Source organism: Stenotrophomonas sp., from assembly GCF_031995405.1.
Taxonomy (GTDB): domain Bacteria; phylum Pseudomonadota; class Gammaproteobacteria; order Xanthomonadales; family Xanthomonadaceae; genus Stenotrophomonas.
The window spans coordinates 43,743-60,523 of record NZ_DAMAGC010000010.1; the positions used below are offsets into that span (position 1 = coordinate 43,743).

Here is a 16,781-nt window from a genome sequence, read left to right on the forward strand (position 1 = left end):
CACAGGCACGCAGCGTAGCCCAGCGCGGGGGCGGGCGCTTGGCCGTTCTTGCTGCGCATCGGTGCGTGTCAGCCTCGGCCTCCAGCGCAGGAGCCCGCGCCCGGCGGTGTCGTGCGATGGCCTCGGCAGGCGGTCACGCCGCCCCGCGCAACCACGCTGCGATCGCTTCGCGCAGGCGTGGATGCGCTGGCACGGTAATGCCGAACGCATCGCGCAGCACCGCCAGAACGTCGTCCACATCGGTCAGCAGCCGGCGCTCACTCGGCTGGCCGCTGCGGTGCACGGTATACGCGCCCCCGCCAAGCGTCCGCCGCCAGCCGGGGCCGGCCAGCGCTGCCCGCAGCTGCCCGGGAAAAGAGGAGTGCGGATGGGTGCACACATACCAGTTGCCCACCACATGGTCGATCGCCGCCTGCGGCTGCAGGTCGAAGCGGTACAGCGGCCGCCACTCGCCATCGATGTCCACCTGCAGCAGGTAGTCCGCGTCGTGCAGGTCCAGCCGATAGCGCGCGTGCGGTGTTGCCTGCGCGAAACGGTTGTCCAGCCGCAGCGGACCGGTGGGGGTGTTGCCGCCGAAGCCGACATCGACGCTGTAGTCCACCGCCCCGATCCGCACCAGCACCAGCATGTGGGTGCGCGGCGTCGGGGCATCATCGGTCTGTCCCATCACCACCCGCGCGGCGATCGCACGCGCGTCGAAACCCAGCTGCTGCAGTAGCGCCAGGAAGAGTCCGTTGAGTTCATAGCAGTACCCGCCACGGCCTTGGTGCAGCAGCTTGTGCTGCACGCTGGGCAGATCGATGGCGACGGCGTCGCGCAGCAGTGTGGTCAGGGTCTCGAACGGGAACGTGGCGTTGTGCCGGGCCTGCAGCAGGGCGAGCGTGGCCAGGGTGGGCGGCGGCGGGGCGGCCAGGCCCAGCCGGGCCAGGTAGGCGTTGCGGGTGTGCAGGTCCATCGGTCGGCCATCGGGGTAGGGGTGCCGCCACTGTGGCGGCTCAACCGCGGTTGAGGTCAAGCCGGGCCGATTGTCCGCCTGCCGTCATCTTGCCGTCGTCTGTGCCGGGTACAACGGGCGCACCGGGCGATGTGGCCGGGCGGCGGGAGAAAAAGGGCTAAAGTCCGCGCGAACGCGGCCGATACCGATGCGTCCTTCTGCCTGGAGTGCGTGATGTCGGTCGTCCCCCACCGCCTGTCTGCGTCGCTTGCCCGCCTGGGCCAGCGGCCTCCATTCCATCACCTTGCGCGCGGGAGTGCGTTCCTGCGCAGGCTCAGTGTGGCACGCAAACTCAAGGCCGCGCTGGTGATCTGCGGCAGCGGCCTGCTGGTGGTGGCACTGGTCTATGCGTGGACCGGCCACAACAGCGAGCGCGCCGCGGCAACCTTTGCCGCACACCAGCAGGATGCGGCGCTGGCGGCTGCGCTGGCTACGGAAGTGGCCGAGGCCCGCCGGCTGCAGACCCGGTATGCCAGCACCTTCAACGATGCCGACCGCCACGCCTTGCAGCAGGCCCAGCAGCAGCTGCAGCAGTCGTTGGCGAAACTGCAGCGCGATCCCCACGATGCGGGCACCGCCACGGCGCTGCGCACGCTCGCCGAGCGCGCTCGTGCGTTCGCCGACGGCATCACTGCATTGAACGCGCGGGCCGACGAGATGGGCCGTGGCGAGGCTGGCCTGCGTGCGCAGCTGGATGCCAGTGCCGATGCCGTGGGCACACTGCTCGGCGATAGCGCGCCGGCGTCGCTGACCTCGCACTGGCAGGTGATGCGCCGCGAGGAGGCGCTGCTGTTGCTCACCGGCGATTCGGCGCATGCTGACCGCGCCAGCGAAACCAAGCTGCCGTTCGAACTGGCGTTGTCCGCGTCGAACCTGCCCGCTGCCACGCAGGACGCCCTGCGCAGCGGCATGGACGCCTATCAGGGCGCCTTGCTCGCCTACACGGCCGCGCGCGTCGGCCTGGATGTCGAGGCGGCCGCGTCGAGCGATACCGCCGCGCAGATCGCGCCGGCGCTGCAACAGCTGGAACGCGCGCAGCGTGCGGCACTGGACGCCGCACGTGGCCGCCAGCAATCGCAGGCCCGGGCGATGACGCTGCTGTTCGGCATTACCCTGGCCCTGGTCGCGGTCGTGCTGATCGGCAGCCTGCTGCTGGTGCTGCGCGCGGTACGCCGCCCGATCGCCGACACCCTGCGCTTTGCCGAAGCCATCGCCGAAGACCGCCTGGACACGGTGCTGACCGTCCACAACCCGCATGATGAGATTGGCCAGCTGGCCCAGCGGCTGGTGCACATGCAGCAGCGGCTGCGCGAACGCATCGAGGCTGAGCGTGCCACCGCACGCGACAACGCGCGGGCGCGACAGGCGCTGGACAGCGCGCAGACCGGGGTGATGGTGCTCGATCCGGACGGCCGGATCAGCCTGCTCAATCATGCGCTGCTGGTGGAACTGGCCGTGCAGGAAGGGCAGTGGCGCGGGCAACCGGCGCAGGCGCTGCACCCGGTGTTCACCCGCATCCACGCCGAACTGCACGGCACCGCCTCGGCCCGGCACGAGATCGAACATGCGCGCACCCGCTACCAGCTGGTGGTCACCCCGATCATCGATGGGGGCCAGCTGTTGGGCGCGGCGGTGGAATGGCGCAGCCGCGCGCTGGAAACCACGGTGGAAACCGAAGTGGCCGCGCTGGTCGATGCGGCCGCGCAGGGCCAGCTGCACGGCCGCATCCAGACCGAGGGCAAGCAGGGCTTCGTGCTGACCCTGGCGATCAGCATCAACCGCCTGCTGGATACCTTCCAGGGCAACCTGTCGGCACTGCAGGTCCTGCTCTCTGCGCTGGCCCAGGGCGACCTGCGGGCGCGCATGCAGGGGGAGTTCCAGGGGGTGTTCGCGCACATGCGCGACGATGCCAACGCCACCGTGCAGCAGCTCACCGATATCGTCGCGCGCATCCAGCAGGCCTCGCAGGCCATCAACGGCGCCGCGGGAGAGATCGTGGCCGGCAACCGGGAACTGGCCGGACGTACCGAGCGCCAGGCCGCGCACCTGGAAGAGACCGCCTCGTCGATGGAGGAACTCACCGCCACCGTGCGACAGAACGCCGATGCCGCCCAGCAGGCCAACCAGCTGGCACTGCAGGCCACCGGCATCGCCCGGCAGGGTGGGGCATCGGTAGCGCAAGTGGTGGCGAGCATGCGCGAGATCGCCCAGGCCTCGCACCGCATCGCCGACATCACCGGTGTCATCGATGGCATCGCCTTCCAGACCAACATCCTTGCCCTCAATGCCGCCGTGGAAGCGGCGCGTGCCGGCGAGCAGGGCCGCAGCTTCGCGGTGGTGGCTGGCGAAGTACGCCTGTTGGCCCAGCGCAGTGCCGATGCGGCGCGGCAGATCAAGGGCCTGATCGAGGCCTCGGTGGACACCGTCGCCGCCGGTACCCGCCAGGTCGACCAGGCGGGCGCAACCATGGGTCAGATCGTCGGCAGCGTGCAGCAGGTCAGCGCCATCATGGCCAGCATCTCGGCCGCCTCGCAGCAGCAGAGTGCCGGCATCGAACAGGTCGGGCAGACGCTGCTGCAGATGGACGGCAGCACCCAGCAGAACGCCGCGCTGGTGGAAGAGGCGTCGGCCTCGGCACATGCGATGGAGCGCCAGGCGGCGCTGTTGTCCGAGGCAGTGGACGCCTTCGTGGTGGCGCGCCCGGACGCGCGCCGGGTGGCCAGGGCGGCGGCGTAGCATACGCCGCACTCACGTCCCTTCACTGGCCGCTTGCGCGTGCGCTCACTATCCTGCGTGCATGAGCACCCGTCGCAAACCCCGCACCTCCGCCGCCACGGACGCCTTCGTACGCGTCCGTGGCGCCCGCGAACACAATCTCAAGGATGTCGATGTCGACATCCCGCGCGATGCGCTGGTGGTGTTCTCCGGCATCTCCGGGTCGGGCAAGTCGTCGCTGGCCTTCGGCACGCTCTACGCCGAAGCGCAGCGCCGCTACCTGGAGTCGTTGTCGCCCTACGCACGCCGGTTGATCGACCAGGTCGGCGTGCCGGACGTCGATGCGATCGAAGGCCTGCCGCCGGCGGTGGCGCTGCAGCAGCAGCGCGGTACCGCCAGCGTGCGCTCCAGCGTGGGCAGCGTGACCACCTTGTCCAGCCTGCTGCGCATGCTGTATTCGCGGGCGGGCACGTATCCGGCCAGGCAGCCGATGCTGTACGCCGAAGACTTCTCGCCCAACACCCCGCAGGGGGCCTGCCCGAACTGCCACGGCCTGGGCCATGTGTACGAGGTGACCGAGCAGTCGATGGTGCCCGACCCGTCGCTGAGCATCCGCGAACGTGCCATCGCCGCGTGGCCGCCTGCCTGGCACGGACAGAACCAGCGCGACATCCTGGTCACCCTTGGCTACAACGTGGACATCCCGTGGCGCGACCTGCCCAAAAAGCAGCGCGACTGGATCCTGTTCACCGAAGAACAACCGGTGGTGCCGGTATACGCCGGTTTCACCCCGGCCGAAACCCGCGCCGCGCTGCGCCGCAAGGAAGAGCCCAGCTACATGGGAACCTTCAGCGGTGCGCGCCGCTACGTGCTGCACACCTTTGCGACCACGCAGAGCGCGATGATGAAAAAGCGCGTGGCCCGTTACATGGTCGGCACCGCGTGCCCGGTCTGCGACGGCAAGCGGCTCAAGCGCGAAGCGCTGTCGGTCACCTTTGCCGGTCTGGATATCGGCGCGTTGTCGCAGCTCTCACTCAGTGCCATGGCCGATGCGCTGCGCCCGGCCGCCGAAGGCCACTTCGATGCGCCCACCACGGCGGCCACGCGCAGCCGCGCGGCGGGCCGCAAGGCGCTGCAGGCGCGCGCGGCTGCCGGTGGCCCTTCGCACGTGGGCGGCAGCGATGTGCGCCGCACCCCGGACCTGTCCGAAGAGAAGCGCATCGCCGCTCAGCGGATCGCCCACGACCTGGTCGAGCGCATCGGCACCCTGCAGGACCTGGGCCTGGGCTATCTGTCGATGGACCGCGCCACCCCGACGCTTTCGCCCGGCGAACTGCAACGCCTGCGTCTGGCCACGCAGATCCGCTCCAGCCTGTTCGGGGTGGTGTACGTGCTGGATGAGCCCACCGCTGGCCTGCATCCGGCCGATGGCGAGGCGCTGTACCGCGCGCTGGACCAGCTCAAGGCCGGCGGCAATACGCTGTTCGTGGTCGAGCACGATCTGGAGATGCTGCGTCGTGCGGACTGGCTGGTCGATGTGGGCCCCGGCGCCGGCCAGCACGGCGGGCAGGTGCTCTACAGCGGACCGCCCGACGGCCTGCGCACGGTCACGGCGTCGGTCACCGCGCCGTATCTTTTCGATAGCGGTCGCGGTGAACGGCGCACGCCACGCACGCCCTCGGGCTGGCTGGAACTGCGCGGCATCCACCGCAACAACCTGCATGGCCTGGACGCACGCTTCCCGCTCGGGGCGTTCACTGCGGTGACCGGCGTGTCCGGGTCGGGCAAATCCAGCCTGGTCAGCCAGGCACTGGTGGAACTGGTCGGCGAACACCTCGGCCACGAGCCGGTGGTGGAAGAAGTGGACAGCGAGCTGCCGGTACCCGCCAGCATCGAGCGCACCCGTGGCCGCCTGCATGCCGGTGGCAAGGCGATCAAGCGGCTGGTCAACGTCGACCAGAAGCCAATCGGGCGCACCCCGCGCTCCAACCTGGCCACCTACACCGGCCTGTTCGACCACGTGCGCCGGCTGTTCGCCGCCACCCGGATGGCCAAGGCGCGCCGCTACAGTGCCGGGCGGTTCTCGTTCAATGTCGCCCAGGGCCGCTGTGATACCTGCGAGGGCGAGGGCTTCGTGCATGTCGAACTGCTGTTCATGCCCAGCGTCTACGCGCCGTGCCCGACCTGCCACGGGCAGCGTTACAACGCCAAGACCCTGGAAGTGGAATGGAACGGCCGCAACATCGCGCAGGTGTTGGCGATGACGGTGGAGGACGCCCTGCTGTTCTTCGCCGAGGAAGCGCCGGTACAGCGCCCGCTGCAGTTGCTGCGCGATATCGGCCTGGGCTACCTACGGCTGGGCCAGCCGGCCACCGAGCTGTCCGGTGGCGAAGCGCAGCGGATCAAGCTGGCCACCGAACTGCAGCGCAGCCAGCACGGCAGCAGCCTGTACGTGCTGGACGAGCCGACCACCGGCCTGCATCCGGCCGACGTGGACAAACTGATGGCGCAGTTGCACGGGTTGGTCGATGCCGGCAACACGGTGGTGGTGGTCGAACACGATCTGCGCGTGGTCGCCGATGCGGACTGGGTGATCGACGTCGGCCCGGGCGCGGGCGAGCAGGGCGGCACGATCGTCGCCGAAGGCACGCCCGCGCAGGTCAGCCGCGCCACCGCCGGCGCGACTGCGCGTTACCTGCGCCGCTGGTTCAAATAAGGTTTCTCTCCCGTCGGGCTGTGTCTTCGGTCGGGTCTGTCGCGCGCGACGGGGCTTGGCTTGCGACAGACGAGCGGGCAAACCTGGCTTCTGACGTTGGTCGGCGGGTCGGGCGCTGGGTGCCCATGCCCTTGGAGGCGAAATAAAGGAGGAGGTGGCGGCCGCAGGCCGACGCCGGAGGACATTCGCCGGAAAGGGCATGGGCACCCAGTGCCCGACCTGCCCGGCTCAATACACGTCGCGGCGGTAACGACCTTCACCCAGCAGCACGTCCACCTGGTCCTCGCCCAGCACCTCGCGCAGCACCGCGTCCACGCCGTCGGCCATGCCGTGCAGCGAGCCGCACACGTAGATGCTGCCGCCCATCGCCACCCATGCCTGCAGCGCCTGCGGTGCCGCGCGCAGCCGATGCTGCACGTAACCGCCGCCGTCGGCATCACGCGAGAACACGAGGTCGACATGGGCCAGGTGGCCGTCGCGTTGCCAGGTTGCGATCTCGTCGCGATACAGCTGATCGAAGGCGCGGGTGCGTTCGCCAAACACCAGCCAATGGCCGCGGTCACCCTGCAAGGCGGCCTCGCGCAGCAGGCTGCGCAACCCGGCGATGCCGGTGCCGTTGCCGATCAACAGCATCGGTGCATGTTCGGGGAAGCGATGGAACCCGGCATTGCGGCGCACGCGTGCCTGGATCGTCTCGCCCGGAGCGGCATGCACGCAGAGCCAGCCCGAGCCCAATCCGGCGCGGCCATCGGGCAGTGTGGTCTGGCGAATCACCAGTTGCAGTCGGTCGTCCTGCGGTACCGAGGCGATCGAGTACTCGCGGTGCGGCAGCACCGGCAGCCCGGCCAGCCAAGTCGCGGCCTCGTGCGTCGATGCGGGCCACGCCTCATCCGGCATCATCCGCCCGGCAGCGAAGTGGGCGAGCGTGCCAACCTCACCGTCGATCTCCACCACCGCGTCCGCATCCAGCCCATGCCTGGCCAGCACGGCGCGCACGCAGGCATCGGCATGCCGCGGCGCCACCTCGAGGATGTCGCCGGCCTGCCAGCTGGCGTGCGCGGGCGGGCTCAGGTCCACCTGCCAGATCGCACCGGCCGCACTGCCCACATTGAGCTGCTGACGACCCTGCAGCACCCATGCCTGCAGGGCGGCCGGTGCCGGTAGTGGCGCGGCGTCTTCGATGCCGCTGATCGCGCTCAGGTGATGTTGCCAGCGCGCCAGTGCATCAGAGTCGTCACGGTCCACCTCGACGGTCGGGAACAGGCGCTGCGCACCCTGCGTGTGCAGCCACGCATCGACCGCGCGCGAGAAACCGCAGAAGCGCACGTACGCGCCATCGCCCAATCCCAGCAGCGCATATTCTAGCCCGGCCAGCGATACCGATCGGGTAAGCAGGCGGCGCTCGAACACGCGTGCGGCGTCCGGGGCTTCGCCGTCGCCGAACGTGCTGATCACGAACAACGCCTTGCCGGCCTGCTGCAGGCTGGCCGCATCCAACTGGCCGAGCGGACGCACCTGCACCGCCAAGCCCGCGGCCTGCAGCTGCGCAGCCGCGCGCCATGCCAGCTGTTCGGCGAACCCGCTCTGGCTGGCGAAGGCGATCAGCCACGGTGACGGGCCGACGCCACCGGGCATCGCCATCGGCAGGCGCGATGCACGCACCTCGCGCTTCTTCCGGCGCCGGTCCAGGTACAACATCCACCCGGTGATGAAGAACACCAGCATGGCCAGGCTGGACAGCATCACCACGATGCGACCGGGCAGGCCGAAGAAGCTGCCGGAGTGCAGCGCGAACACGCTGACCATGGCCTTGCCGCCCGCATTCTTGCCCGCATAGGGCTCGTAGCCGAGCAGCGCGCCACTGGCCGGGTCGATCTGCAGGATGTCCTGCGCGCGATCGTGCGCGGTGTTGGCGCCCTGTACGCGCGCGGTCAGCGGCTTGCCCGGTCTGGCTGGCAGGCGCAGGTCCACGTAACCCTGGCGCACGCCTTCCAGGCGGTAGAGCGTGGCCTGCACCTTGCCCAGGTCCAGCGCGCCGCGCCCGGCCTTGGCGGTGCCCTGTTCGCTGGTGGTGCCGCCGAGCAGGCGGGTCATGCCGCTGCGGTACCAGTCGAAGGACCACCACAACCCCGTCAGCGCGATCATCAGGTACACCAGCAGCACCCAGGTGCCAACGACCGAGTGCAGGCTCCACAGGAAACTGCGCCCGCTGCGCGACCATTCCACCGCCAGCCAGGTACGCCAGTGCCACCAGCGCCTGGGCCAGCGCAGGTAAAGGCCGGACAGGCAGAAGAACACCAGCGCGATCGCACAGCTGCCGGTCACCAGGCTGCCGCGCTCGCCGCTGACCAGGTGCCGGTGCAGGTCTTCGACGAAGGCGAAGAAATCCAGCCCGCGCAGGTCGGTGAAGATGCGGCCGGTGTAGGGATCGAAGTAGCGCCAATGCGCCTGGCCGCCGTCGAAGCGTGCCACCGACAGGCGCTGGCCGGTGGCGTCCATGCGCAGCCGCTGCAGGGCACGCGGCTGGCCCTGCTGCAGCATCGGCACCAGCGTGGTCAGTGCCAGCGGTTGCGCACCGGCGTCATGCTGCCGGGCCACCTGCGCGAATGCCGGATTGGCCGCGCGCATGATCTCGTCTTCAAACGCCAGCGTGGCCCCGCTCAGGCCCATCACGGCCAGCACGGTGCCGGCGGTGATACCGAGCAGCCAGTGCAGCTGGAACAGGACGGACTTGAACATGCGCGCGGGTCCGGATCAGAAGTCGAGCTGGTAGCCGAGGGTCACGGTACGCCCACGCCCGGCGAAATAGCGATCCGGTTCGATCAGCGCGCTCTGCGAGTAGTAGGTGATGTACTGGCGATCCAACAGGTTGGCCACGCCCAGCTGCACGCTGCCCTTGGTGAGCTTGTACTCGGCGGCCAGGTCGAACAGCGCATAGCCCTGGAACTGCTTGGCCGCTTCATCGAAATTGCGGTTGAACGCGTACTGGCCCTGCACGAAGGTGGACAGCGTCGGCGTCCATTGCGCCGACCAGGTGCCGATCACCCGGTTGGGCGCGATGTTCAGGCCATCCAGGCGCGCGTCCAGGCGACCGTCGGCATCGCTGTCGTAAAGGCCACGCGTCCATGCGTAGGACAGCCCTATCTTCTGCGCGTCGTTGATGCGGTAGCGGACGCTGGCATCAAGGCCTTCGATGCGGGTCTTCTCGCGAGCCATCTGGAACGCGCCGTCCACCGCGATGATCCGCGTGCCCAGGTCCGAGCGCGACTGGAACAGCGCCACGTCCGCCTCCCACGCACCGGCGCGCAGGCGCCCGCCGAGTTCGACGTTGCGGGTCAGCACCGGCTCCAGCGTGTTGAGGTCGGCCACCGAGGTACCCGGGGTGTTGATCGAGCGGAGCACGCGGCCCACGTCGGGCATGCCGAAGCCTTCGGAGTAACTGCCGAACACGTTGAAGGTATCGGTGGGCGCGAACACCAGGCCGACGTTGTACAGCGTCTCGCCGAAGCGCAGCTTGCCGCCTTCCACGTTGACCCGGTTGTAGCGGTACAGGGTCTGGTAGCTGTCGATGCGCAGGTCGGCTTCTTCGCGGCGCACGCCGCCTTGCGCGGTCAGCGTCGGCAGCAGCTTGTATTCGCCCTGCACGAAGCCGGCGACATTGCGGAATTCGGAGTTGGGCACGTAAGTGCGGCCGGTGCCGTACAGGTCCTGCTTGCCACTGTCGCGCAGCAGATCGATGCCACCGGTGAGCTTGAGCGCACCGCCGAGCAGATCATCGCGGCCAAGACTGGTCTTGGCGCCCCACTTGGAGGCCACCGAGCGCGACTGGTCGTACAGCGTGCCGATCGGGGCGATCCGCGGGTCCTGGAACGTCGAGGACCGATCGCCACCGAACAGGCCTTCGAACGCTTGGTTGAAGAGCATCGCGCGCAGTTCCATCCCGGCCAGGTCGTGGTGGGTGTAGGACAGCCCGCTGGTCCACACATCGTTCCACGGCGGCGTGCCCGGCGGCGTGCCGCGCACCGAGGTGGTGGGAATGCCGGCGCCACGGTTGCCGGCCACGGTGAGGTAGTCGGCCTTGGACTTGATGCGGTAGCGGTTGGAACTGAACTGCAGTTCCTGGTTGTCGTCGATCCAGTAGCCCAGCTTGGCGTGCACGTCGTAGGCACGGGTCGCCATCAGGTCGCCCTGGGTGGTGTCGGTGCCGATCGCGGTGCCGTCGCCGTCCAGCCACAGGCCCTGGTCTTCGTAGCCAGCGCCCAGCAGGTAGTCCCAGCGCCCCTTGCTGCCGCTGATGCGGTAGTCGGTGCGATAGCTGGTGGTGTCATCGTCCAGGCCGCGGGTGGGCACGGTGGTCTGCACGCCGAGATGCTGGTTGATCTCGCCGGGCTCGGGGCGGCGGGTGATCAGGTTGATGGTGCCGCCGGTGGCGCCCAGCCCGTTCATCGCGTTGGCGCCCTGGATCACCTCGATCCGCTCGACCATCGCATAGTCGATGGTGTGCGCTTCGCGGCCGGTCGGGCGCAGCGGGTTGGACTGCGGAATGCCATCCACCAGAATCAGCGGCGTGCGGCCGCGCAGGGTCTCGCCACTGCCGTTCATCTTGCCGCGGCTGGGCGTGTAGGAGGGCAGCAGGCTGGACAGCAGATCCGAGGAGTTGCCACTGATGCGCAGCTGCTGCTCGATGGCCTGGCGGTCGATGATCACCACCGTCTGCGGCGCGGTATCGGCGGCCTGGCCGGTGCGCGAGGCACTGACGGTCACCGTATCCAGCGTGCGGGCCGGGTCCTGCCCGTCGGCCAAGGCAGGCGCGGACAGCGCCGCGGTGAGGGCGAGAAACAGCGGGGAAAAGCGCACGGGCACGTCCTTGGAGCTTGGACGTGGCGGAACCAGCCCAGAAGCTAATGAGAATTGATCTCGTCATTGTTGGGCGTGCCGCCGCAAGGGTCAATACCCGACCAGGCGGTAGAGCGACGCCATGCGTCGCTGCGTCAGGTCCTGCAACGCGCCGCGTTGCCCTTCAGTGCCTTGCCCAGGCCTCGATCTCACCGGCCTGGAACGGCCCCAGCTTCTGCTTGACGATGCGCCCGTCGGCCCCGACCAGCACCGAGTACGGCAACAACCCCTGCGCGTTGCCCAGACGCACGCTTGCATCGGCCGGCCCGGGTGTGTCCAGCACGATCGGATAGCCCACCGGCACACGGGCCAGGAAGTCGCGCACGCCGTCGGCCGTATCCAGCGCCAGCCCGACCACCTGCACGCCGTCAGCCGGCTGCGCGTCCGCGAAGGCGGCCAGTGCCGGCATTTCTTCCACGCACGGGCCGCACCAGCTGGCCCAGACATTGATCAGCAGCGGCCGACCGCGGAAGCTGGCCAGGTCGATCGTTCGGCCATCGATATCCGACAGCGCGATGGGCGGGAGGGCATCGCCGATGCCGGCCGCCGCCACCACGGCGCGCGGGGGCAGCGCCGCCGGCGCGGGCAACGTGCGGTTGAAGAACCACGCCCCGGTGCCGATCCCGACCAGCGCGGCGAACGCGGCCACAACCACCGTCTGGCGTGGCGGCCGCAGGCTCATCGGGCGGTGCGCAGCAGGGCTTCTTCGACGATCGCCTGGGTCAGCACGGTCGGCAGCACGGTCGGCGGCGCGCCGGGGCCGTACACCACGTACAGGGGCACGCCCACTGCCTTGTGCTCATCCAGGAACGCGGTGATTTCCGGATCGACGTTGGTGTAATCGCCGCGCATGTACACCGCATTGGTCCGCCGCAGGGTGTCGTGGAAGGCATCGGTGCCCAGCACCGTGCGCTCGTTGGCCTTGCAGGTCACGCACCAGTCGGCGGTCATGTTGACGAACACCACGCGGTTGTCCTGGCGCAGCCGGTCGAGCATCTGCGGCGAATAGGCCACTACGTTGTCGCTGGCGGCGGCCGCGGCCTTGGCCGGCGGTACCAGGCGGGTCACGCCCCACACCGGCACCAGCGCGGCCAGCAGCAGCAACAGCGCCAGCAGACCGCTGACGCGCTGGCTGCGCCAGCGGCTGCGTTCGAACCACCACAGCGCCAGCGCCAGCACCACCAGCCCGCCCAGTACCAGGGTCATCGCGTCCACGCCGCGCTGCTTGCCCAGCACCCACAGCAGCCAGAGGGCGGTGCCGTACATCGGGAAGGCCAGCACGTGCTTGAGCGTTTCCATCCACGCGCCGGGGCGCGGCAGGCGCTTGGCCAGCGAGGGGACGAAGCCGATCAGCAGGAATGGCAGCGCCAGGCCCAGGCCCAGCGCCATGAACACCAGGATCGCCGGGAGCGTGCTGGCGGTGAATGCGTAGGCCAGCGGCAGGCCCATGAACGGGGCCACGCACGGACTGGCCACCACGCAGGCCAGCACGCCAGTGAAGAAATCGCCGACCGGACCGCTGCGCGAGGCCAGCGACTGGCCGATGCCGCCCAGGCTGCCGCCCAGGGTGAACACCCCGGACAGGCTCAGGCCGACGGTGAACATCAGGTACACCAGCGCAGCGATGAACCACGGGTGCTGCAACTGGAAGCCCCAGCCAGCGGCCTGGCCGGCCGCCCGCAGGGCCAGCACCAGCGCGCCGATCGCGGCGAAGGCCACCAGCACGCCGGCGGTGTACCAGAGCGCATGGCTGCGCGCACGCTGGCGGCTCTCTCCGCTCTGCGCCACGCCCAGCACCTTCAACGACAGGATCGGCAGCACGCACGGCATCAGGTTGAGGATCAGCCCCGCCACCAGGGCCAGCAGCAGCGCGCCGATCAGCGTGGTGGGCGCGGCATCGTCGCCGGGCGGTCGGGTACGCTGCGCGTTGTCGGCGCTGGCATCGGGCATGCCGACGGCAGCGGTCGCATCGGTGGCCGGCGCGTTCGGGCGGATCAGCATCGGCTGGGTTGCCAGGCCGGCGCTGTCGCGTTCACGCGCCTGCGCGCGCTTGTCCTTGCCCGGCAGCGGTGCGATCACTTCATTGGTGTGCGCCGCCTCGCCCGCACTGGCGTTGATCTTGCCGGCCGGCAGCGACAGCTTCACCCGTCGGGTCATCGGCGGGTAGCAGATGCCATCGGTCTGGCAGCCCTGGAAGGTGATCACCAGGGTGGTGTCCTGCGCGTCGGCACGGCTGCGGCGCAGCGGCAGCTTGACGTCGACCTGGTCGAAATACACCGCCACATCGCCGAAGTGTTCGTCGCGGTGCGACTTGGCCGCCGGCCACAGCGGTTTGTCGGGGCGGACGCCGTTGGCGCCCTCCAGCTTCAGCGAGGTGCGGTCGCGATACAGGTAATAGCCCGGTGCCGGGCTGAAACGCAGCAGCACGGTATTGCCGTCATCGACGATCGCATCGAAGCCGAACGCGCGCTCGGACGGCAGCGGCAGCGTTTGGCTGCTGCCGGTGCCGGGCAGGCGCAGGCCACCACCGGAGTTGCCGGCCAGCGGGTTGTTGAACGGCGAGGGCGCGGTCGCCGCGGGCGCGGCCGATGCCGAGGCAGGTCCGGCGGTGCCGCCGGGCAGCGTCACCGTCACGCTGCGCTTCTGCGGCGGATAGCACACGCCCGCATCGGCGCAGCCTTGATAGCGGATCTCCAGGGTCACCGTGTCGGTGCCGTCGCCGGCCTTGCCCGGCAATACGGCGGTCAGCCGCTCGCGGTAGGTTTCCACCTCGCCGAAGAAATCGTCGTGGTGCTTCTTGCCGGCGGGCATCTGCAGCGTCTCGGCGCTGAAGCCGGCATCGGGTTTGACCGTGGTGCGGTGGCGATACAGGTAATAGCCCGGGGCGATCTTCCAGCTGACCTCGATGCGGTCGCGATCACGCGCCTGCGCGGTCAGCCCGAATGCCTCGTCGACCGGCAGCAGGTCTTTCTCGCTGACGGCCAGCGCCGGCAGGGACACCACGAACAACGCGCACAGCGCGGCAACACGACGAAACAGCGTCATCAATCAATTTCCTCTCGGGTCTGTGCCCGAATCCAATCCAGGTACGCCGGCAGGCCAGCGCGGGTTTCGACCGCGATGCACTCCGGGAGTTCATACGGATGCAGCGCCTGCAGCCGCGCGATGGCCGCGTCCAGGCGGCTGCCGGTGGTCTTGATCAGCAGCTGGACCTCGTGGTCCTCGTTGATCTCACCGTGCCAGCGATACGTGGAGTGCGCCCCGTCCAGGCGGGTGACGCACGCGGCCAGGCGTTCTTCCACCAACGCACGCGCCAGCCGCGCCGCGGCGTCCGCGTCGGGGCAGGTGGTGAACAGCAGAAAGACGGGATCGGCGGTCGACATGACCGCCGAGTATAGGACCGCCAGACCCGGATGGTCCGGCCGGCGCCATCGCGGCACCGGCCGGACAGGGTCAGTTGAGCAGCTGGCAGCTGCTCGGCTTGGCCGAGGTGAACAGGCCCGGGGTGGCCCATTCGGGGTGGTCGATGAACGGGTTGCGGTTGCCCTGGAAGCTGTAGATCACTTCATTGCGGGCGCGTTCGGCCGCATCCGGCGGGTCGGACAGATGCCACTCGATCAGGGTCGAGAGCAGGCCCATGTAGGCCGGCGAGGCGGACGTCTTGACGATTTTGCTGCGGTCGTCGGTCAGCTCCAGGTCCGGCTCGGACTGGCCGGTTTTGGCATCCTTGCCGCCTTCATAGCGGATCGCCATGTACATCACCGCCCGCGCCATGTCGCCCTTGCGGCGGCCCCACACCTCGAAGGTGCCGGTGTTGCCGTCGGGGGTGCGCACCCAGTTGGAATTGCCCGGATAGCCGCCGCTGCCGCCGCCCACGCCATTGTTGGCCTCGGTGGCACGCTCGCCGCAGTTGCTGTCGCACTTGCCGAAGGGCTTGTTGCCGCGGTCGGCGTTCCACTGCGCATCGGTCAGGTACAGCATGTGGGTATCGGTATAGGGCGCATACGGCAGGCCCTTGTCGCCGGTGGTGCTGGCAAAGCCCAGCGAGTTCGGCCAGGTGTGCTCGCGGTTGTAGGTCAGTCCGCTGCCGGTGCCCGCACGACCGCTGACCTTGGTGTAGCTGTGGTTGCGGTAGGCATCGAGGATCTTGCCGCTGTTGTTGGGATCCTCGTCGGCGATCTCCAGGATGGTCCAGGTGCTGGTGCCCGAGCCGCTGTACGGGTAGGCGGTATGGCCCTTGATGGTCTCGTGCAGCGAGCAGCGCAGCTGGCTGGGATTGCTGGTGTTGACCCGCGAGTAGTACGCGCCGGGATTGCCGGGGTCCGGATTACCCGGGTCCGGATTGCCGGTAGTGGTGGCCACGGTGAAGGCGATGCGGGTATCGGCGGCCGGATGGGCGCCTTGGGCATCGCTGACGCGGGTGGCGCGGATATCGAAGCGGCAGGCTTCGCCGGCGACCAGCGCAGTGTTGGTGGACAAGGTGAAGCGGCTGCCGGTGCTGGCGTGGGTCAGCGGCACCGTGCCGGACTGGCCGCAGCTGAGCACGAAGGCGCCACTGGCCAGGTTGACCGTCTCGCTGAAGGTCACGCTGAGGTCGGCGGCGGAGGGGAAGGTGCTGGCGCCCTGTTCGGGGGTAGTGGCGCTGACCGAGGGCGGGGTATTGGGGCCGGTGCCGCCGCTGCCGCTGAAGGTCTGGCCGGTGTTGCACGCGCCGAAGGTCTGCCTGGCCGATTCGGCCCAGGTGAAGTGGGCGTACTGGCTGCCGTTGCCGGTCAGCTGCAGGGACGTGCCCGGGGCGGTGCTGTTGCTCTCGCTGACCGGGATGTTCTGGCTGGTCAACCCGGCTGCCGGGCCGCCCGCGGCGGTGATGGTGCCTTCGTAGCTGATGAACTGGACGACCTTGCCGCTGGCATCCACCAGGGCGATGCCGTCGTTGGACCCGTTCTGGATGCCGTTGCTGGGGTAGGTGACCGTGGCCAGGGTGGCCTTGCCGCAACCGGCCGCAGTGCCGGCCGGGACCGCGTTGTTGGCGTAGACCGTCGCCGCCGACGGGGTGCTGCCGTTGTAGAGGTACAGCCGATAACCGCTGAGATCCTCCCCGGCGGTGGCCACCACTTCGATGGCCTCGCCGACATCGCCGGCCGGCGTGCTGTCGTCGTAGTGCAGTTCATTGATGAATACATCCGCCTGGGCGGTGCCGGCCAATGCCAGCAGGCACCCCAGGGACAGCGGTGTGAGCAACCTCATCTACGTCTCCTTGTGATTGGGTATCGCCGGCCGAATCTAATCAATCCAGATGACACATCTATCGATACGTCGGAACTGACCCTCCGCAGTGCGACGTACGTCAAGAAAATGGCGGTCGGTCGGTCGGTCGGTCGGTCGGGCGCTGGGCGCCCATGCCCTTTCCGGCGAATGTCTCCCGGCGTCGGGCTGCGGCCGCCTTTCGTCCTTTATTTC

Annotated in this window: 9 protein-coding genes; 2 read left to right on the forward strand and 7 right to left on the reverse strand. The window is 69.1% G+C overall.

Features of this window, described 5'->3' with window-relative positions:
* Positions 1–133 precede the first annotated feature (133 nt).
* The gene (locus RTO53_RS03180) at positions 134–955 is read right to left on the reverse strand and encodes an arylamine N-acetyltransferase (protein WP_312236433.1); all 822 of its coding nucleotides are present in this window, start codon (positions 953–955) and stop codon (positions 134–136) included.
* A 213-nt stretch (positions 956–1,168) separates the two neighbouring features.
* On the opposite strand from RTO53_RS03180, the gene RTO53_RS03185 reads away from it, so the two are divergent.
* Positions 1,169–3,730 carry a methyl-accepting chemotaxis protein gene (locus RTO53_RS03185; RefSeq protein WP_312236434.1) on the forward strand — a complete coding sequence of 854 codons (2,562 nt, stop codon included), beginning with the start codon at positions 1,169–1,171 and terminating at the stop codon, positions 3,728–3,730.
* 61 nt (positions 3,731–3,791) lie between these two features.
* On the forward strand, positions 3,792–6,425 hold the full coding sequence (locus tag RTO53_RS03190) for an excinuclease ABC subunit UvrA (RefSeq protein WP_312236435.1): 2,634 nt from the start codon (positions 3,792–3,794) through the stop codon (positions 6,423–6,425).
* Positions 6,426–6,653: 228 nt separating this feature from the next.
* On the opposite strand, the gene RTO53_RS03195 is transcribed toward RTO53_RS03190, so the two are convergent.
* The 6 genes from RTO53_RS03195 to RTO53_RS03220 all read right to left on the reverse strand — a co-directional run bounded on the left by RTO53_RS03195 (position 6,654) and on the right by RTO53_RS03220 (position 16,568).
* The gene (locus tag RTO53_RS03195; protein WP_312236436.1) at positions 6,654–9,164 is read right to left on the reverse strand and encodes a sulfite reductase flavoprotein subunit alpha; all 2,511 of its coding nucleotides are present in this window, start codon (positions 9,162–9,164) and stop codon (positions 6,654–6,656) included.
* Between the two features lie 15 nt (positions 9,165–9,179).
* Complete coding sequence (locus RTO53_RS03200; RefSeq protein ID WP_312236437.1) at positions 9,180–11,282, reverse strand: TonB-dependent receptor; 2,103 nt, start codon at positions 11,280–11,282, stop codon at positions 9,180–9,182.
* 163 nt (positions 11,283–11,445) lie between these two features.
* A complete protein-coding gene (locus tag RTO53_RS03205) occupies positions 11,446–12,003 on the reverse strand; it encodes a TlpA disulfide reductase family protein (protein ID WP_312236438.1) in 558 nt (185 codons plus the stop codon).
* Positions 12,000–14,366 (reverse strand): protein-disulfide reductase DsbD, encoded by a 2,367-nt coding sequence (locus RTO53_RS03210; RefSeq protein WP_312236439.1) that lies wholly within the window; start codon positions 14,364–14,366, stop codon positions 12,000–12,002. Before RTO53_RS03210 ends, RTO53_RS03205 begins: the two co-directional genes overlap by 4 nt.
* Positions 14,366–14,704, reverse strand: coding sequence for a divalent-cation tolerance protein CutA (gene cutA, locus RTO53_RS03215; RefSeq protein WP_312236440.1), 339 nt, complete (start codon positions 14,702–14,704; stop codon positions 14,366–14,368). Before cutA ends, RTO53_RS03210 begins: the two co-directional genes overlap by 1 nt.
* Before the next feature lie 70 nt (positions 14,705–14,774).
* Complete coding sequence (locus RTO53_RS03220) at positions 14,775–16,568, reverse strand: endonuclease (protein WP_312236441.1); 1,794 nt, start codon at positions 16,566–16,568, stop codon at positions 14,775–14,777.
* Positions 16,569–16,781 lie beyond the last annotated feature (213 nt).